Source organism: Mesorhizobium sp. M1396 (assembly GCF_040317725.1).
Classification (GTDB): domain Bacteria; phylum Pseudomonadota; class Alphaproteobacteria; order Rhizobiales; family Rhizobiaceae; genus Mesorhizobium.
Window position 1 is genome coordinate 25,793 of the sequence record NZ_JAMYLA010000034.1, and the last position, 20,428, is coordinate 46,220.

The following is a 20,428-nucleotide window of genomic DNA, read 5'->3' on the forward strand; positions in this document are numbered from 1 at the left end:
GGTTTTCGTGCCAGTCGAATTCATCGGTTACATCGGAAATTTCAACGCATCGGAGACGATCGCCCGTTCCGGCCCAATCATCAGCCGCGAACACATCGCCGCTGCCGCCGCCATCCACGAGAATGGCGGGTTCGACCGGGTGCTGCTGGCGTTTCACTCCACGTCACCGGAAAGCATCCTCGTCGGCCAGTATGTGACCAGCATCACCCGGAAACTGAAATTGATGATCGCGCATCGGCCGGGTTTCACGGCGCCGACGCTTGCCGCGCGCCAGTTGGCGACATTGGATCATTTGAGCGGCGGCCGGGTCTCGGTCCACATCATCACCGGCGGCAACGATCAGGAGCTGGCGCAGGACGGCGACCACCTGACTAAGGACGAGCGCTATGCCCGCACGAGCGAGTATCTCGACATTGTGCGCAAGGAATGGACCAGCGAAAAACCGTTCGACTTTGAGGGCAAGTATTATCGGATCGCCGGCGGCTTCTCGGAGGTCAAGCCGCGCGGCCAAGATGGCATCCCCGTCTATTTCGGTGGCTCCTCCGACGCGGCGATCGCAGTCGCCGGCAAACATGCCGATATCTACGCCTTGTGGGGCGAGACCTATGCGCAGGTTGCCGAGACAATCCAGCGCATCCGCGCCGCGGCGGACGCTCATGGCCGCGCGCCGCGCTTCAGCCTGTCGCTGCGCCCGATCCTGGCAGATACGGAGGAGGCGGCATGGGCGAAAGCCGACCGTATCCTGCAGCGCGCCAAGGCCCTGCGCGCCAGCGCTTCAGGCGAGCGCCTGATCAACGTCAATGCCAAGAATGGTGTCAGCGGGCCCCCTAACGAAGGTTCGCGCCGCCTGCTGGCGGCGGCCGCGCAAGGCGCGCGCCTCGACAAGCGTCTGTGGACGGAAATCGCAGCGCTGACCGGAGCCAGCGGCAATTCGACCTCGCTGGTCGGCACACCCGACCAGGTCGCGGAGGCGATGCTCGACTACTACGATCTCGGCGTCACCACCTTCCTCATCCGCGGCTTTGATCCACTCGAAGACGCCTTCCACTACGGCCGCGATCTCATCCCGCGCGTGCGGACGCTCGTGGCGGCGCGGGACCGCGCCGCGCCGCATGTCCAGGCGGCCGAATAGTTCCCAGGCGCAAGGTTGGCGGCCCCCACTAATCCAGCACGGCATCCTCAAGGAGAATCGAACATGACCTGGAAGACTTTTGCATCGGCAGGCAGCAGTTCCCTTATCGGCGGGCTTGACCGCCGCTCGTTCCTCAAGACGGCGGGAGCGCTCGGGCTTGCTGCGCCGCTTGGCGCGGTGTCCGCAAGCAGCCTCTGGGCGCAGGCCGTGGCACCGGCCAGCGAGCTGAAGAAGATAAAGTTCGCAACCAACGCCTCGGCCATCTGCCTGGCGCCGGTGTTTGTCGCGCAAGAGCAAGGCATCTTCAAGAAATACGGGCTCGATGTCGAATTGGTCAATTTCGGCGCCTCGACCGAAGCGCTTCTTGAAGCCATTGCCACCGGTAAGGCCGATGGCGGCGTCGGCATGGCGCTGCGCTGGCTGAAGGCCCTGGAGCAGGGCTTCGATGTGAAGATCACGGCCGGATCGCATGGTGGCTGCACGCGTCTCGTCGCGCTGAAATCGAGCGGCATCACCGATCTCAAGCAGCTCAAGGGCAAGACGATCGGCATTTCCGACCTCGCCAGTCCCGGCAAGAATTTCTTCTCGATTCTGCTCCACAAGGAAGGGCTCGATCCGATTGCGGATGTCGAATGGCGCCAGTATCCCGGTGAGCTTCTGCAACTCGCCGCCGAAAAGGGCGAGATCCAGGCCATCGCGGACGGCGACCCCAAGGCCTATTTCTGGCTGCAGGATCCGAAATACATCCAGGTCGCGTCGAACCTCGACCACGGCTTCGAAAACCGCGTTTGCTGCATCGTCGGCCTGCGCGGCAGCCTGATCCGCGATGATCTCCCCGCCGCGCAGGCGCTGACCCGTGCGCTGCTCGAAGCGCAGGACTGGACTGTTGCCAAGCCCCAGGACGCCGCCAAGGCCTTCCTGCCGAATGCACCCAAGGACAAGACGGTCGACGAGCTCGTCGGCGTACTGCTTTCGCAGACGCACAATCACAATCCGGTCGGCGCCGATCTGAAGCAGGAAATCGCGCTCTATGCGCAGGAGCTGCGTGACGTGCAGGTGTTCAAACAGTCGACAGATCCGCAGGAGTTCGCTGAGCGCGTTTATGCCGACGTGCTGACGGCGTAGGAGATGCTACGATGACTTCGATTGATCCATCGCTTTCCGGGCATTCTGAAACCTCTCCTCTGGAGGGAGCTCCCGCGCGAACCGGTGCGGGCATATGGGTGTTCGGGCTGGCAGCAGCGGCCAGCTGGGTCGGCGTGGCCGCGCTGATCGAACTCTGGCCGGAGATCATCCCGCAGCCTTACGGCCGGGAGCTGGCGATCATTTCGCTGGTGATCGCGCTCGGACTGATCGTCGTCGCGGCAACGGGGCGGCTCTTTGGAGCCGCCGCAATCACCACCCGCTATTATGGACCCTGGTTCGTCGCAGCCGCGATCGTTGTCGGGGGCTGGGAGATCGTGACGGCAAAGACCGGCGTTTTGCCCGTGCCCTTCTTCTCGTCGCCGCAGAGCATTCTGGAAGTGTTCTTCGACGATTGGGGCCGGCTTGGCATCAGCGTCTGGTATTCGGTGCTTTTGCTGGCGAAGGGCTATTTCTTCGGCGCTGCCGCGGGCTTCGTCACCGGCGTGACCATCGGCTGGTCGCGGGCGGCGAGCTACTGGGTGCATCCGCTGTTGCGGCTGATCGGACCGCTGCCGGCGACGGCCTGGCTACCACTCGCCTTCTTCATCTTTCCGACCAGCGGCTCGGCCAGCGTGTTCCTGATCGCGCTCGCGACCGCCTTCCCGATGACCATCCTCACCTGGTCGGGCATCGCCAGCGTCAACCGGGATTATTACGATATCGCCCGCACGCTCGGCGCAAAGCCATCATTCCTGATCCTGAAGGTCGCGATACCGGCTGCTCTCCCGCATGTCTTTGTCGGACTTTTCATGGGTCTCGGCACGTCCTTCGCAGTGCTCGTTGTCGCCGAAATGCTCGGTGTGAAAGCAGGCCTCGGCTGGTACCTGCAATGGGCTCAAGGGTGGGCCGCCTATGCCAACATGTATGCGGCTCTTCTGGTAATGGCGCTGATGTGTTCGAGCCTGATAACCATTCTCTTCAGAGTGCGCGACTGGACGCTTTCGTGGCAGAAGGGCCTGGTCAGATGGTAGCTCTTGCAACGAACACCATTGCAGCGTCCGCCGCTGCCGGCCAGAAGATCGATATCCAGAGCGTCTTCCATCAATTCGAGCTCGAGGGCGAGCCGCTGCCGGTGCTCGACGGCATCGATTTTTCGGTGGAGCCAGGATCGTTTGTCGCGCTGCTCGGCCCGTCCGGTTGCGGTAAGTCAACGCTGCTTCGCCTTCTCGCCGGGCTCGACCATCCGACCAAAGGTGACTTGAAGGTTGATGGTGAAAACGTCGGCGATCCGGATCCCTCGCGCATCATGGTCTTCCAGGATCCGACTTTGTTTCCGTGGCGCACGGTGTGGGACAATGTAGCGCTTGGCCTCGAAGCCCGAGGTATCCTGAAAAAGTCGCGCCAGCGTGTCGATGATGCCATCCAGCTCGTCGGGCTTGACGGCTTCGACAAGGCCTATCCGCATCAACTCTCAGGCGGCATGGCGCAGCGTGTGGCGCTGGCCCGCGCCTTGGTGAACGAGCCGCGCCTGCTGCTGCTCGATGAGCCTCTGGGCAAGCTGGATTCGCTGACGCGCCTCACCATGCAGACGGAGCTTGTTGGGCTTTGGCAGCGCGCCGGACTGACCGCCGTTCTCGTCACGCATGACGTGGAGGAAGCGCTGTTCCTGACCCAGCGTGTGCTGATTTTTGGCCCGCGCCCGGCGCGCATCGTCGCCGATCTGAAGGTTGATCTTCCCTATCCGCGCCATCGCGGTGACCCGCGCCTTGCCGAACTTCGGCGCGAAGCGCTCGGCCATCTCGGTCTGGCGGCGACCTGGTAACCGAACACGGATTGGAAGCCCCGATCATGGAGAAACTGAACCGCAGCCTACGCGCCGCCCTTGCAGCCGCCGCTTTTGCGATTTCGTTGCCCGCCAGCGCTCACGTCACTTTCGAGAACAAGGAGGTGGAGGCAGGACGCCCCGTCAGGTTCGTGCTGCGCATTCCGCATGGCTGCGCGGGTTCGGCGACAACCGCCATACGAATTGCGATTCCCGACACGCTGAGCGGCGTGACGCTCGAGCCCAAGCCCGGCTGGACGCTTTCGGCCGCGACCGGCGATGCGACACCTGTTCAGGTCGCGGGCGCCGGCAACGGCAATGGCGGCCTGCAAGAGAAGGAGATCGCCTGGACTGGCGGCAGGTTGGAGAACGGCCAGCACGACGAATTCATCTTTTCGGCGACGGTCAGCGCGCAGGCTGGCACGATCTACGTTCCGGTCGTGCAGGAGTGCGAGAAGGGCGTCGAACGCTGGATCGAGATCCCGCCGGCCGGCGGTTCGTCCGAAGACCTCAAACATCCGGCGCCCTCGGTCCGCGTCCAGCCTTGACCCTGCCGACCAGAGCGGCACTCCTGGCGAAGGCAATGGTGGCGATCTTCGCCGCCATTTTCGTGCTGGGGTTTTGCGCCGGCTCGGCTTTTGCCCACGCGACGTTGATCACGGCCGAGCCCGCCGACGGAGCGGTTGTGCCGGTTGCCCCGCAAGCCGTTACGCTGCGTTTCTCCGAGCCGGTACGACCATTGGTCGCGCGGCTGATCCATCCGGGCGGACACACCGAAATCCTGAAAGACATCGATGACAGGGGCTCGGTCATCGTGCTGACCCTGCCGCCAAACCTCGAAAGAGGCACACATATCCTGTCCTGGCGCGTGGCATCGTCCGACGGCCATCCGATCGCCGGCGGGCTGCTGTTCTCGGTCGGCGCGCCGAGCGCGGTTGCCCCGCAGGCCGTCCAACAATTCGATCTCCCGGTTCGGATCGGCCTCTGGTCGGCACGATTTCTGCTGATGCTCGGGCTGATCGTTGGCGTCGGCGGCGTGGCCTTCGAGGCCCTGATCGGCCGCTCTGGCCCAGGACAATGCCGGATCGTGACGGGGTCTCTCTTCCTGGGCCTGGCCGCGACGCCAGTGCTCATCGGGTTCCAGGGCCTCGATGCGCTGGGCGAATCCGTTCCAGCCCTGACCCGGTCCGAAGTCTGGAGTGCCGGCCTCTGGGCAACGAGCTATGGCCGCTCCACGTTGCTGGCGGCGACGGCACTGGCCCTCGCCTATGCGGCCGGCGAGGCCGGCCGGACGCGGTTCGGCCTTTGTCTTGCCGCCCTGGCGCCTCTGCTGGTCGGCGTGGCGGTCGCCAGCGCCGGTCACGCCTCGACCGCATCGCCGCGATACCTCACCGTGCCTGCCGTCTTTCTCCATACGGTGTCGGTCTTGCTCTGGATCGGCGCATTGGCGCCACTCGGTATGGTGCTGGCCCGTGGAGATGCCGCAGCGTCTCTCGCGCTCAGGCGCTTTTCATCCGTCATTCCGGTGATCGTCAGCGTCCTCGCTCTGTCCGGTCTGCTGCTTTCCGTCGTGCAGGTGCAAACCGTCCCGGCTTTGTGGAATACCGACTATGGCCGCGTGCTTGTGGCCAAGCTCGCATTGGTTTTCGTGCTGTTCGTGTTCGCAGCGATCAACCGTTTCTATTTGACCGCTCCCGTGATTGCCGGCGACGCCCGCGCGACGCGGCGGCTGACGCGCAGCATAGGGACTGAGATCGCCATTGGGACAGCCATTATCGCCGTACTCGGCCTGTGGCGTTTCACGCCGCCGCCGCGCGCGATCGCGGCAAATCCCGCACTGTTTGAGGCGCAGGAAGTCCATGCCCGGAAGGACGGCGTCGGGGCCAACCTGTCGATCCATCCGCCCATCGTCGGGCCGGTCAGGATCGAGATCCGTGATCTCAATCTCGATGGAAAACCGCTCACACCGATCAGTGTCAGCGTCGATCTCGACAAGCCGTCTTACGGCATCGGCCCGTTCACACGCGACGCGCGCCCGATCGAAGGGCATGGCTATCTCGCAGACGGGTTCGTCTTGCCTCTCGACGGGTTCTGGATCGTGCGTATAACCATTGTGCTCTCGGAATTCCGGTCGGTGACGCTGATCGACGTCTTTGATGTCCGCAAGAGCGTTCCGACAAAAACTGGATGAACACGCCGAAGCCTCCGCCGGACAGCCGCGCCGGAGAAATCAACTCCCCAATACGCCGCGAATTCGCAATCATATTTCTAGTCTATAGATTTGATAAAATTTAGGTTGATGTGACGTTCGGCCGTTCGCGCAAGATGATTTTCGTATTCGGCCTCATCGACCGAACAGGAGATTGAGATGTCGAAAAAGCGCCAGTTGAAACTCGGGTTCATGCTGCATGGCGTCGGAATGGGATGGGGCGACTGGCGTCACCCGGACGCCGACCCGACCGCGAGCACCAGCTTCGAGTACTACAAGAGGCAGGCGCAGCTCGCCGAAGCCGCCAAGTTCGATTTCCTCTTTGTTGCCGACAGTGTTTTCATTACCGAAAAATCCAGCCCGCATTATCTCAACCGCTTCGAGCCGCTGACGATCCTGTCGGCCCTGGCCGGCGCGACTTCCCATATCGGCCTCGTCGCCACGCTCACCGCCAGCTACAGCGAGCCCTTCAACGTCGCGCGCCAGTTCGCCTCGCTCGACCACATCAGCGGCGGTCGCGCCGGCTGGAACGTGGTGACCTCATGGCTTGAAGGCAGCGCGGTCAATTTCAGCAAGTCCTCGCATCTGGCGCACGACACGCGCTATCGGCTTGCCGCCGAACATCTCGATGTCGTCCAAGGTCTGTGGGATTCCTGGGAAGACGACGCGCTCGTTCACGACAAGGCGAGTGGCGTGTTCTTCGATCCGGCAAAGCTTCATCCGCTCAATCACAAGGGCGAGTTTTTCCAGGTCAAAGGGCCGCTCAACATCGCCCGCTCGGCGCAAGGCCAGCCCGTGATCTTCCAGGCTGGTGCTTCCGAAGACGGCAAGAACTTTGCGGCCAAGCGCGCCGACGCGATCTTTGTCCACCATGACGATCTCGACGAGGGCAAAACCTACTACCTCGACACCAAAAAACGCGCTGCCGGTTTCGGTCGTGATCCCGACGAACTCGTCATCCTGCCCGGAATCCGCCCGGTGATCGGGTCGACCGAGGAGGAGGTCGAGCGCAAATACCGGGAATTCGCCAACCTGACCTCCATCGAGAACGCGCTGTCGATGCTCGGCCGCCCGTTCAACGACTATGATTTTCTACAGCACGACCTCGACGCGCCGTTCCCGGATGTCGGAGCGCATGGGGCGAACAGCAACCAGAGCACATCGCGCAAGATCCTGGAAACCGCGGCGCGGGAGAACCTTACGCTTCGCCAGGTCGCGCTGCGCTTTGCGACGCCGCGCACCGAATTCGTCGGGACGCCGGAGCAGGTCGCCGATGCGCTCCAGCGCTGGCTGCAAGAACGCGGCTCCGACGGTTTTGTGATCAACGTGTCGTTGCCGAAGGAGTTCGACGTCTTTGTCGAGGCCGTCGTTCCAATCCTTCAGGCGCGCGGCGTCTACCGCACCGAATACGAAAGCGAGACGTTCCGCGGCAATCTCGGCATTCGCGTTCCGCCCAACCGTTACGCCACGAGTGTCGCCGTGGCGGCCGAGTAAGCCTTCTGCCGCCCCCCCAGCAAATTCCTCCCACAAGCTGAAAGTGAACCCTCCCATGACCGCCATCTCCCGTCGCACATTCAGCCTCCTCGTTGGCGGGCTAGCAGCCGTCGCGACCCTCTTAACGCTGCCGGCTCTCGCCGCCGAAGACCTGAGCAAGGTCGTTCTGCGCGTCGGCGACCAGACCGGCGCGACCCGCGCCAAGCTGGAAGCGGCTGGTCTCCTCAAGGACGTGCCTTATCACATCGAATGGTCTGTCTATCCGGCCGCCGTCAACCTGCACGAGGCGCTCAAGGCCGACGCCGTCGACATCGGCCAGGCGGCGGATTCTCCAACCGTCAGCGCGATTGCAGGCGGCTCCAAGATCAAGGTCGTCGCCAATTTCTCGAATGGCGGGCTCGGCAGTTCGCTGATCGTTCCGGCCGGCAGCACGATCAAGACGATCCAGGATCTCAAGGGCAAGACCATCTCGCCGACGACCCGCGGCAGTGTTGCTCACTATTTGACACTCGGCGTGTTGAAGAGAGCCGGGCTGACCACCAGTGATGTGAAACTCGCCTTCCTCACGCCGGCCGACGCGAGCGCCGCCTTTCAGTCTGGCAGCATCGATGCCTGGGGCACGTGGGGCATCTACCTGGCGCGCTCGGTCGGCACGCTGAAAGCGACTGTGCTGATCGACGGGCCGGGCATCAACACCGGAAACTTCGTGCTGAGCGCGACCGACGGCGCGCTTGCCGACCCCGGCAAGGCTGCCGCGATCGCCGATTTCTCCGACCGCATCGAGCGCGGCTACAAATGGTCGCTCGAAAACAAGGGTGCGTTCATCGATTTCTATGCGGGCTTCACTAAGCAGGACAAAGCCCTTGTCGAAAATATCTATCCGATAGAAGCCGCATACAAGCGCACGCCCATCGACGACACATTCGTCGCCTCGCTGCAGAACGTGTTTGACACGTGGAAAGAGGCCGGCGTGCTAACCGGCTCGCTCGACCTCCGCGACTACGTCTATCGCGGCCTTCCGATCAACTGAGGCAGATTTGAGGAACAAAGGTCGATGAACTCGATCGCGACGATCACCATCGCACCAAGCGCCGCCGAAAGACATGTGCCTGGTGAACCGGCAGGGTTGGCCAGGCAACGCATCGAGCCGGCCTCGGCTTCCGCGCGCAGCCTGCCGCGCTGGGTGAGGCGGGCATCCGGACCAATCGCTCTTGTCCTGCTTTGGCATATTGCCTCGCTGACGGGCGCTTTGCCTGGTGAAGTCTTGGCTGGTCCGTCCACGGTGATCTCCAGCGCCGTCAAGCTATTCCAGACAGGCGAATTGCAGGCAGCGATATGGGTATCTCTCGTCCGTGTGCTGATTGGCCTGGCAATCGGCGGTACGGTCGGGGTGGCGCTCGCTGTGCTGGCGGGGCTGTTCCGGATCGGTGAAGATCTCATCGACGCGACGATGCAGATGGCGCGCACGCTGCCCCATGTCGCGCTGATTCCGCTGCTCATCATCTGGTCTGGCATCGGCGAAGCGCCAAAGATCGCGCTGATCGCTCTGGGCACCGCTTTCCCGCTCTACCTCAACGTTTATGCCGGCATTCGCAACGTGGATTCGACGCTGATCGAGGCCGGTCGCACGCTCGGGCTTTCACGCGCGGCAATGATACGGCATGTCGTGCTGCCGGGTGCGCTGCCGAACGCACTGGTTGGTCTTCGCTATTCGCTCGGCGTTGCGTGGCTGTCGCTCGTCTTCGGCGAGCAGATCAATGCCGCGGCCGGCATCGGCTATCTCATGGCCACGGCTCGCGAGTTCTTCCAGACCGACGTCATCGTGGTCTGCCTCGTCGTCTACGCACTGCTTGGGCTTGCGGTCGATTTCACGGTCAGAACTCTAGAAAAGGTGTTCCTCGCATGGCGGCCAGCGTTCAGCGGAACTTGACAGTGGTCGAGACGGATGCGCCTGTGCGCGTATCCGAACGGCCGAAGGTTGCAGGACAGGCGGTCAGGGTTCGTGGCCTCACGCGTCGCTTCGACGAGCGCGAGGTGTTGAAGAGCCTCGACGTCGACATCGCGCCGGGCGAGTTCGTGGCGCTTCTCGGCGCCAGCGGCTGCGGCAAGAGCACGCTGCTGCGCATCCTCGCTGATCTCGACCGCGAAATCATCGGTGAGGTCGAGGTGCCGGTCCGCCGCGCCGTCGCGTTCCAGGCGCCGCGCCTGATGCCATGGAAGAAGGTGTGGCGCAACGTCGTGCTCGGCCTGCCGGGGCGGCCTGACAGGGCGCGCGCGCTGGCCGCGCTCGAGGAGGTTGGCATCGGCCATCGCGCCGACGCCTGGCCGAAAGTTCTGTCCGGCGGCGAGGCGCAACGCACCTCGCTCGCACGCGCGCTGGTCCGCGAGCCCGACTTGCTGCTGCTCGACGAACCTTTCGCCGCGCTTGATGCGCTGACGCGCATCAAGGCGCAGGACCTGGTAGGCGAACTCTGGGAACGGCATGGCTGCGCCATTCTTCTGGTCACGCATGACGTGGAGGAGGCGGTGCTTCTCGCCGACCGGGTCCTTGTGATGAAAGACGGCATCATCGCGCACGAGGAGCGGATCGACCTGCCGCGCCCGCGCGACGTCGCCGATCCGGTCTTTGGCAGAACACGCGGCAGCCTTCTCGACTGGCTGGGGGTGCGACATGGAACTCACGGCAATGCCTGAAGGTCTTGGACGATGAGCCGGTCGCCGGAAGAGACGCTTGGATTGACCGCTGACGTGCTTGTTGTCGGCGGAGGTCTTGCCGGAACCTGGGCGGCGTCTGCCGCGCGTCGAGCCGGCGCTTCCGTCATCCTAGTGGATAAGGGTCATTGCGGCACCAGTGGCGTAACCGCGACTGCGGGACCGGGGCATTGGTGGGTGCCTCCCGATCCTGCGGAACTCCGCGAGACCACGATCCTCAACCGACTGAAGACCGGCTTTGGCCTCAACGATCCGGAATGGATGGCGCGCGTTCTGGCGCTCACTTGGGAAAGCCTGCCGACCCTCGAGGGCTTGTACGACTTTTCCACGGACGAGAATGGCGTGAAGCAGTATCGCGCCTTGCGCGGCCCGGAATACATGCGCGCCCTGCGCAAGCTGGTGGACGGTCTTGGCGTGACCGTTCTCGACCACAGCCCGGCGCTGGAATTGCTCCAACGTGCCGACGGCTCGGTGTCAGGCGCGCGCGGCATCCGGCGACAGGCGGGCGGGGACTGGCAGGTCAATGCCGGCGCTGTGGTGATGGCCACCGGTGGCACGTCGTTCCTGTCGCGCCTGCTTGGCTCGCACACCAATACAGGCGACGGCTATCTGATGGCGGCGGAAGCTGGCGCCGAACTCTCCGGGATGGAGTTCACGACCTACTATACGGTCGCGCCGGTACGCTCCACGATGACGCGCTCCATGTCCTACGCCTTCGCCACTTATTACGACGAGGACGGCGCGGTGATCCCGATGCCGCCAGGCCCGGATACAACGCGGCCACTGGCGCGTGCCATGTTGAAGGGACGCGTGTTCTGCGACCTCGCTCGCACGCCCGAGGACATCCGTGCTCAGGTGCCGACGATTTCGCCGAACTTCATGTTGCCGTTCCGGCGGTGGGGCATCGACCCCTATAAGGATCGGTTCGAAGTGACCTTGCATGGGGAAGGGACGATCCGCGGGATCGGCGGGCTCCGCATTGTCGGCGAGGATTGCGTGACCTCTGTTCCGGGCCTCTATGCCGCTGGCGATACGGCGACTCGCGAACTCGTTGCGGGCGCGATTTCGGGAGGCGGCAACATCAATTCGGCTTGGGCGGTGTCGTCTGGTCAATGGGCCGGAAGGGGTGCGGCGCGCTTTGCCGCGGAAAATCCTGCCGCGCCGGGCGCAAGACCCATCGGGCAGGCGGGCCTGCGTCCGGCCACCGTGCCGAGCGATGTCGATCTCGGTGCGGCGCAGTCCGCCATACAGGGCGAGATGCTACCTTACGACAAGAACGTCTTCCGCAGCGGTCACGCGCTGAAACGTTCGGCCGAAACGCTCGACGCCGCCTGGGCGGAGTTCGATGCGCGCGCCCGCGGCGTCGGCGATGCGCTGCTGAGAACTCGGGAGACCGCGGCCATGCTGGCCACGGCGCGCTGGTGTGTCGCGTCGGCTCTGGCACGCGACGAAAGCCGCGGCATGCACCAACGCGAGGACCGGCCGCAGACCGATCCCCGTTTCAACCGGCGCATTCTCGTCGGCGGCCTGGACAAGGTCTGGACAAGGTCCGACTACGGCCGCGCATTGGAACTCGCATCATGATCGAACTCGTCATCGCCGAGCGTTGCACGGGCTGCAACGCCTGTGTCGAAGTCTGCCCGACCAACGTGTTCGAAGTGGCAACCGGCGGCTTGCCGCGCATCGCCCGGCAGGCGGACTGCCAGACCTGCTTTATGTGCGAACTCTATTGCCGGGAAGACGCGATCTATGTCGCCCCGGACTGCGAAGCCCCTACCCTAGTCGACAGCGACGTGATCGTGGCCTCCGGTCTGCTCGGCGAGTTCCGCCGCAACCACGGCTGGGACGAGTGGGCAGCCGATTCGCGCTATACTAACGAACATTGGCGGATGGAGAGCGTGTTCCTGCGCGCACGGGATATGGCGATCTCCGAGGCGGCGGCGAAACGGAAGGATGGAAACTAGCCGTCGGGCAAGTGAGGATCGTGCGACCTGACGACGGGAGTGTTTGATGATTTTGGCTGAAGGTGTAGTGCAACCGAGGCGAGGCAGTAAGAACTTGCCCCGAGGCAGCTTTCGGGCGAGCTTCCTCAAGCCGCCGGCTGCATGGCCGCCCTCAGCAGCATACCGAATAAATCGCGCGGTTCGTCGGGATCGGCGAGCAGGTCGAGTTCCTCGTAGAGGCCGGTCGCCTGCAACTGGTCGCGCACATAGCGCAGCGCCGAAAAATCCTCGATGGCGAAGCCGACTGAATCGAACAGCGTGATCTGCTTGGCGTCCTGGCGGCCTTGCACCTTGGCGGTGATCACTTGCCAGAGTTCGGTCACGGGATGGTTGGGATCGAGCTGCTGGATCTCGCCCTCGATGCGTGTCTGTGGCGGGAACTCGACGAAAATGTCGGAGCGCAACAGGATGTCCTTGTGCAGTTCGGTCTTGCCGGGGCAATCGCCGCCGACGGCGTTGATGTGGACGCCGGAGCCGACCATGTTGTCGGTGAGAATTGTGGCGCACTGCTTATCGGCGGTAACCGTCGTGATGATCCCGGCACCTTCAACCGCTTCCTGCCCGGTTTCGCAGATGGTGATGTCGAAGCCCATGCCAGCCAGGTTCAGCGCGCATTTCAGCGAGGCCGAGCGGTCGATGTCATAGAGCCTGAGCCGGTCGACGCCGGTAAGCGCCTTGAAGGCGATCGCCTGGAATTCCGACTGGGCGCCGTTACCGATGATGGCCATGGTGCGCGCGCCGCTTGGCGCCAGATACTTGGCCGCGACAGCAGACGTGGCGGCGGTGCGCAGCGCGGTCAGGATGGTCATTTCGGTCAGCAACATCGGGTAGCCGCTGCCGACGTCGGCGAGCACGCCGAAGGCAGTGACCGTCTGCAAACCCTGGCGCATGTTCTTCGGATGGCCGTTGACGTATTTGAAGCCATAGAGGCGCCCATCGCTGGTCGGCATCAGCTCGATGACGCCATCGTGGCTGTGCGAGGCGATGCGAGGCGTCTTGTCGAAAAGTTCCCAGCGACGGAAGTCTTCCTCGATGTAGCTGGCGAGTTCGGTCAGGAAGCGCTCGACCCCGATAGCAATCACCAACTTCATCATGCGATCGACGCTGACGAAGGGGACGATGTTCAGCTTTGCCGTGGTCATTATCAAAAGCTCCCGGAATGGCTGCGGGTGGGGCGGTCCATGATACGGCGGCCCATCAGGCTCGCCGTCAGGTCGACCATAAGCGTCGCGGTGCGGCCGCGCTCGTCGAGGAAGGGATTGAGTTCAACCAGATCGAGGCTGGTGACCAAACCGCTGTCGGACAGCATCTCCATCACCAGATGCGCCTCGCGGAAGGTGGCGCCGCCGGGAACCGTGGTGCCGACCGCCGGCGCAATTGACGGGTCGAGGAAGTCGACGTCGAGACTGACATGTAGCAGCCCGCCTTCCGCCGACACGCGCGCCAGGAAGGCGCGCAGCAGCGGCGCGATGCCATGCTCGTCGATGGCGCGCATGTCGTGCACGGTCACGCCCGCCTGGTTGAGCGCGCTGCGCTCGGCCGGGTCGACGCTGCGCAGGCCCATGGTGCAGATACGCTTGGGATCGACCGCTGCCGGCAGATCCGGAAAATAGCCGCTAAAACCCGGCTGGCCGCTGGCGTAAGCGAGCGGAACACCGTGCAGATTGCCGCTGGCGGTGGTGTCGAGCGTGTGGAAGTCCGGATGCGCGTCGAGCCACAGCACGAACAGCGGACGCCCGGTTTGGGCAGCGCGGCGGGCGAGGCCCGACACGGTCCCGGCCGAGATCGAATGGTCGCCGCCGAGAAAGATCGGCATGGCGTCGTCGCTCGCGGCGTAGGCAGCTTCGGCAATGGCGTATGTCCAGGCCGATATCTCGGGCAAGGCCTTCAGCGCCAGGTTGCCATGTATGACGTGCCTCACCGGAATTGCCTGGACGGCGCCCATATCCTCGACAGCGTGACCGAGGCCGGACAGCATCTCAACAAGGCCGGCGGTCCTCAGCGCACTCGGCCCCATTTCGCATCCCATTCTGCCAGCGCCGTCCTGCACCGGCGCCCCGACGATTTTGCAACGCATTGTTTTTTCCGCGGCCCAAGTTTCGAATGATCGCGAGAAGATCATGGCGAGCCGGCGATCTGAACAGGCAAAATTGGCAATTCGGGAAGCGTGGTTTATCGTAATGGCACCCAAACTGATCAAAATGGTACCCCGATGGATTCGCTCGACGAACGGCTTGTGACCTTGCTTCGGCATGACGCTCGGCGCAGCGTGTCGGATCTCGCCGTCAATCTCGGCGTCTCGCGCGCCACGGTCAGGGCACGTATGGAGCGGCTGGAACGGTCCGGCGACATCATCGGCTACACGGTGGTGCTGCGCGCGGACGCGGTTGATCAGCGCATCCGCGGTATCATGCTGATTGAGATTGAGGGCCATGCCGCCGACCGCGTGGTCCGGGCGCTGGGTGGCTTTCCGGAAGTCTCGACCATCCATACCACCAATGGCCGCTGGGATCTGGTCGTCGAACTTGGGACCGCATCACTGACGGATTTCGATGCGGTGCTGCGGCGCATCCGACTCATTGCCGGCATAACAGGCAGCGAAACCAGTTTGCTCCTGGCGACGCCGCGCACGACCCGAGCGCGACTGACCTAACGGTGGCGCTTAGCCGTTGCTGCCGGCCAGAAACTGACGGAAGCGCTCCGATCGGCTGGCAGTGAATAGCTCGCCTGACGGTCCTTCATCCTCGACCAGCCCCTTATGCAGGAATACGACCTTGCTGGAGACATCTCTGGCGAAACCCATCTCGTGGGTTACGATGAGCATCGTCCTGCCTTCCTCGGCAAGCGCGCGCATGACACGCAAGACTTCGCCGACAAGTTCGGGATCGAGCGCCGAGGTCGGCTCGTCGAACAGCATAACTTTGGGCCGCTGGGTAAGCGCCCGCGCAATGGCCGCACGTTGCTGCTGGCCGCCGGACAGGTGGGCCGGATAGTGGTTGCGCTTATCGGCAATCCCGACCTTGACCAGCATCGCCTCCGCCTCTTCCACGCATTCCGCGCGAGGACGTTTCTGGACGTGGATGGGCGCCTCGATCAGGTTCTCGAGGATCGTCATGTGCGACCAAAGATTGAACCCTTGAAACACCATGCCGACGCGAGCGCGTATTGCTTGGAGCTGCCGCAAGTCGGCCGGGCGCGTCTTGCCGCCCTTTTTCTCGAGCAGGATTGTTTCGCCCCCGACCTCTATGCGCCCTTCATCCGGAACCTCCAGCATGTTGATGCAGCGCAACATCGTTGATTTTCCCGATCCGGAAGAACCAAGGATGGAGACCACGTCTCCCTCCCTGGCCTCCAGGGAGATGCCCTTCAGAACCTCCAGATTGCCGAAACGTTTACGGAGCCCGGTCACGCTGACGGCCGGTTGATGCGGGTTTGTCATCATGCACCTCTGTGCAGGGCGTCGGCGGACACCGGTGGCAGTCTCAAATGACCAGTCAGACCGTAGTCAGCCCACTGAAGAAGCCGCGTGACGAGGAAATTGATCAGGAGGTAGATGGCCCCCGCGACAACAAGAATTTCGATGGCGCGGAAAGACTGGGAGATGAGTTTGGCGGCAAGGCCCGTCACCTCCATCAACGTGATGATCGATGCCAGCGACGTCGCCTTGACCATGAGGATGAACTCATTGCCGTATGCTGGCAGTGCCTGACGCAGGGCAAGGGGAAAGACGATCCGTCGGTACAGCACGGTCGTGCGCATGCCACAGGCGCGTGCCGCTTCGATCTGGCCTGGCGGCACCGACAGCAGAGCGCCACGAATAACCTCGCTCGAATAGGCAGCCGTGTTCAGGCTCAGGGCAATGAGGGCGCACCAGTATGGTTCGCGCAGGATCGGCCAAAGAAAGCTCGTCCTGATAGCATGAAACTGTCCGAGCCCATGGTAGATAAGGAATATCTGGACAAGGAGCGGGGTAGACCGGAACACGAAGACATAAAACCGGGTTGGCCAGGCCAGCATGAAGATTCCGGACAAGCGCGCTAGAGCAAGGGCGACTGCCAGTACAGTTCCGAGCGCCACCGACGAAACCGCCAGTTTGAGCGTCAGTGGGACCCCTGTCAGGAGCGTCAGCAGCGTCTCGTACAGGAAGGAGAAGTCCATCATACTGGCCTCGTTCCACGCGTGAGGCGCCATTCGGTCCGCCGTAGGAGCCATCCCGAGATCGACGAGATCACCAGATACAAAACAGCAGCGGCAAGGAAGAAGGTGAACGGCTGGCCAGTGGAACCGGCGCCGATTTGCGCCGTCCGCAGAATTTCCACGAGGCCAGTGACAGAGACAAGCGCGGACTCCTTCAGCACCAGTTGCCAGACATTGCCGAGGCCCGGCAGCGCGTGCCGGAGCACCAGTGGGGCCACGATCCTGCGAAACAGTGTCAGCTGCGACATGCCGCTTGCTATCGCCGCCTCGATCTCGCCTGACGAGACCGCCCGATACGCCCCGCGCATGACCTCCGTCTGATAGGCGCCCGATACCAGGCCGATGGCAAGCGAACCAGCCAGGAAACCGGGTAAGCTTATGAAGCCAGATGCTCCAAACAAACCGCCCAGCGGCGTCAGCACGGCACTCGAGCCAAAATAGAACAGATAGATCACGAGCAGATCGGGTATGCCGCGAAGGATCGTCGTATAGGCGTCGGCAAGGCCCCGGGATAAGTAACCACCCTTGAGCTTTGCCCAGGCGCCTGTCGTACCAATCAGCAGGCCTATCCCGAACCCTGTCAGTGCCACCGCCATGGTCATTACGGCCCCATGAAGTAGCAAAGGCCCCCAGCCATTCTCGCCAAACCCAAGTAGGAAGCCGGAGCCCATCACCCTGTGGCTCCCTGCTGCTCGTGCTGCGCGGCATGAATTGCCCCAGAGGCGATCGCACCGTTCGAAAATCGGGCGGGACTGAAAGCTGCAATTGAGAACGCGCTTTTGCCGTCGGCGATCATCTCGGAGATGACTGAACCCACGATCGGTCCAAGTTGAAATCCATGACCGGAAAAGCCGAACACATGCCAGAAGTTTTTGGCGACGGAGCTTGCACCGATGATCGGAAGGATGTCGGGCGTAACTGCCTCCAGCCCTGCCCATGTTCGAACGATGGTCGCCTGACGCAGAATCGGGAAAAAATCCCAGACTGTTCGCGCACTTTCGACCATGCGGTCAGCCACGGTCAGCGTGGTTCCGGCATCGAGGTCCGGCTCGCCAAGAACGCCGCCGCCGATGACCACCGTGCCGACTTCCGTCTGCTTCAGGGATAGCTTGCGGTCGATGCCGATGACGACGGGATCGAGAAAGCGCTGTATGCGCGAGGTTACCATAAGGGTCAGCGCGAGATGCGTGCTTGGCAATTGTTCGCCGATCATCCCTGCGATCTGCCACGCCCACGCACCACCACAATTGACGACAATGTCCGCATGCATCTGGCCTCGTGTTGTATCGAGCTGCCATTTCGAACCAGCTTCCGCCACATCGGTCACACAGGTGTGCTCATAGAAACGGGCGCCAAGCTGCTCTGCCCTGGCACGGAAGGCCTGTGTCGAGCGAAACGGATTGGCGTGGCCGTCGCGACGGGAAACAATGCCGCCAATACACATGTCTGATAGTGTCGGGACCAGTCGCCTGACACCCTTGGCATCGAGCATTTCCTCCAAATCGTAACCCAACGCCTTCATCTCGGCGGTCCGCTGCGCGCACCAGGCGAGTTCCGAGGCGCTTGCCGCCACCCCCACCTGTCCGACGCGGCTGATAAATTCGCAGGTTTCAGCCAAGTGCGATCCGAGCAGCCTGTCCAGGTTTTCCCAGATATCCATCGCTGCGATCGACAGCGGGATTTCAGCGACGTCCCGCATCAATTGCCTGACGCCACCGGCATTTACGCCCGAGGCATGGCGGCCCACGATATTCTTTTCCAGCACGATCGGCTTGAAACCCTGCTGCGCCAGATGAAGCGCGATGGAGCAACCGTGCAGGCCTCCGCCGATGATGATGACGTCTGTTTGCATGGTCCCCTAGACTCTCTGGCTGGGATCGCCCGAACTGGCAGACAGTTCAGGGTCGCATTCGGCATTCTGCAGATGAGCCAGTTGATCGAGTGGCAGTGGTTTGACCGGAATGCGGAGCCGGAAATAGCCGACATCCTTCATCGAGAGGCCGCGGTGCTCAGCCAGGATTCGCGCGATCGTCTGGCCACACATGCGGCCCTGGCATTGCCCCATTCCGCATCGGCTTTGAGATTTGAGCTGATCGAGTTCGACAAAGCCCTGGCCGTCGATCAGTTTTCTGATCTCCCCAGCGGAGACCTCTTCGCAGCGGCAGACGATGTCAGCGTCGGCCGGAGTCCTGATCGCCTCAGAAGGAGAATAGAGGTGGTCGAGAAGGCTGCGCAGGCCTACCTGACGGGCGAGCGCCTGCTTGTCCCCGGTTGCCAGCCGGTCTCGTTCCTTCATCGATATCAGCCCAAGTCGAAACGCTGTTTCCAGCGCGGCAAGTCGCCCGGAATGTGGCGCGGCCTTTGCACCTCGGGTACCCGCTCCATCGCCAGCAACGGCGATACTCTCATGGCTGGTGGTGCCCCATTGATCGACAACCGGTGCCCAGGCCACTTGCGCCTCATCCCATCGATGTGCGCACCGCAGGCTCGCGGTCAACTGGATGTTCGGGATCACGCCCTCGTGCAGAAGAAGAGCAGACGCATCCACTCGATGGCGCTGTCCTCGGCTTTGAAACGTGACCGCTTCCAGTCGGTCCCGGCCTTCAGCTCGGATGTCACTTGCATGGAATACTGGAACGCCGGAGGATTTGATCGCTCGGATCCACTTCAACCCGTCAAGCAGATCGCCGGCGCCAGCACGCACTTGTGACAGAAGCCGGATTTTCGAAAACCACGACGTGGGTTTCTGCGTCTGAAGGATTGCCCGCAAAGGTGCACTAGCAGCAAGCAGTTGCAGAGCGATGAGATAGACAAGCGGTCCAGAGCCGGCGAGAACCGTGTCTTCATCCGGTACGATGCCGGCGGCTTTCATCACGGTCTGGACGGCGCCTGCCGTCATAACCCCCGGCAGCGTCCATCCCGGCACGGGCACCGACCGCTCGGCAGCCCCAGTTGCGATCAGCACGCGGTCGGCTTTGAGAAGATAGGCCTGCCCAGATTGTGAAACACCGATCTTGCCGCTCGGCGTGACCTGCCAAACCGAACTCGAAGGCTCGTAGCGAACTCCACTTTGGCGGAAGCCCTCTACCAGCGCGTTTCCCTGTCCATAATGCTTTCCCAGGATTTTCAGCAGGCGCCAGGAAGAGCGGCTGACCGCTTCGATGTTGCGATAGGCTTGGCCGCCTGGAGTGGGCTGCTCGTCAAGAAGCACGGTATCGATGCCGAGGCCTGCGGCAAGTGTGGCGGCCGCCAGGCCCGCTGGACCACCGCCAATGACCGCAAACTGGCATGTTCTTGGCAATGTCATTTGTCTTCCAATCTGCCTGTGCCCAACTGAGACCGAACGATCATTCCGTCGGCAACAATCGACAGGCACGCTTGACGGTCCGACTTTCCGTCGATTTCCACCAGGCAATCGAAGCAGTTTCCAATCATGCAGAAGGGCAAGCGCGGCGATCCCGAAACGGGTGTCGTTCGGAAGTGATCGACGCCAGCAGCAAGCAATGCGGCGGCGACACTTTCTCCGGCCTGGCATGAAATCGCCTGACCATCGAAGACGATCGTCGCCGTCGACGGCACTTCGTTGAGTCGTCGAAATTTCATAGCGCATTTCTTCTCGAGTTCGGTTGTCGCTAGAGCCTGAGCCCGCGCTGCGAATGAAGCCAAGCCCCATTGAGCCGCCGCGGAGCCTCATCGTGCGGTGCGAGCGATCCGAGGTCGCTTGCACGGGTCAT

The 20,428-nt window shown here is 62.8% G+C and carries 21 protein-coding genes; 13 read left to right on the forward strand and 8 right to left on the reverse strand.

What is annotated here, in order from left to right; all coding sequences use genetic code 11:
* The first annotated feature begins 7 nt into the window (after positions 1-7).
* From NKH02_RS21650 to NKH02_RS21705, 12 genes are all read left to right on the forward strand, one after another.
* On the forward strand, positions 8-1,132 hold the full coding sequence (locus NKH02_RS21650) for an LLM class flavin-dependent oxidoreductase (RefSeq protein WP_352881289.1): 1,125 nt from the start codon (positions 8-10) through the stop codon (positions 1,130-1,132).
* Between the two features lie 63 nt (positions 1,133-1,195).
* Entirely contained in the window at positions 1,196-2,257 is a 1,062-nt protein-coding gene (locus NKH02_RS21655) for an ABC transporter substrate-binding protein (RefSeq protein WP_352881291.1), read from the forward strand.
* A gap of 11 nt (positions 2,258-2,268) precedes the next feature.
* Positions 2,269-3,288, forward strand: coding sequence for an ABC transporter permease (locus tag NKH02_RS21660; protein WP_352881293.1), 1,020 nt, complete (start codon positions 2,269-2,271; stop codon positions 3,286-3,288).
* Positions 3,282-4,079, forward strand: a complete 798-nt coding sequence (locus tag NKH02_RS21665) for an ABC transporter ATP-binding protein (protein ID WP_352881295.1) — start codon at positions 3,282-3,284, stop codon at positions 4,077-4,079. Before NKH02_RS21660 ends, NKH02_RS21665 begins: the two co-directional genes overlap by 7 nt.
* Before the next feature lie 26 nt (positions 4,080-4,105).
* Positions 4,106-4,627 carry a YcnI family copper-binding membrane protein gene (locus NKH02_RS21670; protein ID WP_352881297.1) on the forward strand — a complete coding sequence of 174 codons (522 nt, stop codon included), beginning with the start codon at positions 4,106-4,108 and terminating at the stop codon, positions 4,625-4,627.
* Complete coding sequence (locus tag NKH02_RS21675; RefSeq protein WP_352881299.1) at positions 4,624-6,270, forward strand: copper resistance CopC/CopD family protein; 1,647 nt, start codon at positions 4,624-4,626, stop codon at positions 6,268-6,270. Before NKH02_RS21670 ends, NKH02_RS21675 begins: the two co-directional genes overlap by 4 nt.
* 177 nt (positions 6,271-6,447) lie before the next feature.
* Positions 6,448-7,782: an LLM class flavin-dependent oxidoreductase gene (locus tag NKH02_RS21680; protein ID WP_352881301.1), complete on the forward strand. Its 1,335-nt coding sequence runs from the start codon at positions 6,448-6,450 to the stop codon at positions 7,780-7,782.
* A gap of 55 nt (positions 7,783-7,837) precedes the next feature.
* A complete protein-coding gene (locus NKH02_RS21685) occupies positions 7,838-8,812 on the forward strand; it encodes an ABC transporter substrate-binding protein (RefSeq protein WP_352881302.1) in 975 nt (324 codons plus the stop codon).
* Positions 8,813-8,836: 24 nt separating this feature from the next.
* A complete protein-coding gene (locus NKH02_RS21690) occupies positions 8,837-9,712 on the forward strand; it encodes an ABC transporter permease subunit (protein ID WP_352881304.1) in 876 nt (291 codons plus the stop codon).
* A gap of 23 nt (positions 9,713-9,735) precedes the next feature.
* Positions 9,736-10,476, forward strand: a complete 741-nt coding sequence (locus NKH02_RS21695; protein ID WP_352881305.1) for an ABC transporter ATP-binding protein — start codon at positions 9,736-9,738, stop codon at positions 10,474-10,476.
* Between the two features lie 12 nt (positions 10,477-10,488).
* On the forward strand, positions 10,489-12,078 hold the full coding sequence (locus NKH02_RS21700) for an FAD-dependent oxidoreductase (protein ID WP_352881306.1): 1,590 nt from the start codon (positions 10,489-10,491) through the stop codon (positions 12,076-12,078).
* Positions 12,075-12,458, forward strand: coding sequence for a 4Fe-4S binding protein (locus NKH02_RS21705; RefSeq protein WP_352881308.1), 384 nt, complete (start codon positions 12,075-12,077; stop codon positions 12,456-12,458). Before NKH02_RS21700 ends, NKH02_RS21705 begins: the two co-directional genes overlap by 4 nt.
* 125 nt (positions 12,459-12,583) lie before the next feature.
* On the opposite strand, the gene ocd is transcribed toward NKH02_RS21705, so the two are convergent.
* A complete protein-coding gene (gene ocd / locus NKH02_RS21710; RefSeq protein ID WP_352881310.1) occupies positions 12,584-13,639 on the reverse strand; it encodes an ornithine cyclodeaminase in 1,056 nt (351 codons plus the stop codon).
* Positions 13,640-13,641: 2 nt separating this feature from the next.
* Positions 13,642-14,574, reverse strand: coding sequence for an arginase (gene rocF / locus NKH02_RS21715; RefSeq protein ID WP_352881312.1), 933 nt, complete (start codon positions 14,572-14,574; stop codon positions 13,642-13,644).
* A gap of 135 nt (positions 14,575-14,709) precedes the next feature.
* Here rocF and NKH02_RS21720 point away from each other — a divergent pair, with 135 nt between their 5' ends.
* On the forward strand, positions 14,710-15,150 hold the full coding sequence (locus NKH02_RS21720) for an Lrp/AsnC family transcriptional regulator (RefSeq protein ID WP_352881314.1): 441 nt from the start codon (positions 14,710-14,712) through the stop codon (positions 15,148-15,150).
* A 9-nt stretch (positions 15,151-15,159) separates the two neighbouring features.
* On the opposite strand, the gene NKH02_RS21725 is transcribed toward NKH02_RS21720, so the two are convergent.
* Genes NKH02_RS21725 through NKH02_RS21750 form a run of 6 tightly spaced genes read right to left on the reverse strand, consistent with a single transcriptional unit; the run spans position 15,160 to position 20,297 of the window.
* Positions 15,160-15,936, reverse strand: coding sequence for an ABC transporter ATP-binding protein (locus tag NKH02_RS21725; RefSeq protein ID WP_352881315.1), 777 nt, complete (start codon positions 15,934-15,936; stop codon positions 15,160-15,162).
* Positions 15,936-16,655: an ABC transporter permease gene (locus NKH02_RS21730; RefSeq protein WP_352881383.1), complete on the reverse strand. Its 720-nt coding sequence runs from the start codon at positions 16,653-16,655 to the stop codon at positions 15,936-15,938. The genes NKH02_RS21725 and NKH02_RS21730 overlap by 1 nt, the downstream gene beginning before the upstream one ends.
* A complete protein-coding gene (locus NKH02_RS21735; protein ID WP_352881317.1) occupies positions 16,655-17,365 on the reverse strand; it encodes an ABC transporter permease in 711 nt (236 codons plus the stop codon). Before NKH02_RS21735 ends, NKH02_RS21730 begins: the two co-directional genes overlap by 1 nt.
* Complete coding sequence (locus NKH02_RS21740; protein ID WP_352881318.1) at positions 17,365-18,546, reverse strand: NAD(P)/FAD-dependent oxidoreductase; 1,182 nt, start codon at positions 18,544-18,546, stop codon at positions 17,365-17,367. The genes NKH02_RS21735 and NKH02_RS21740 overlap by 1 nt, the downstream gene beginning before the upstream one ends.
* A gap of 6 nt (positions 18,547-18,552) precedes the next feature.
* Entirely contained in the window at positions 18,553-20,001 is a 1,449-nt protein-coding gene (locus NKH02_RS21745) for an FAD/NAD(P)-dependent oxidoreductase (RefSeq protein WP_352881320.1), read from the reverse strand.
* Positions 19,998-20,297, reverse strand: coding sequence for a (2Fe-2S)-binding protein (locus tag NKH02_RS21750; protein ID WP_352881321.1), 300 nt, complete (start codon positions 20,295-20,297; stop codon positions 19,998-20,000). Before NKH02_RS21750 ends, NKH02_RS21745 begins: the two co-directional genes overlap by 4 nt.
* Between the last annotated feature and the right edge of the window lie 131 nt (positions 20,298-20,428).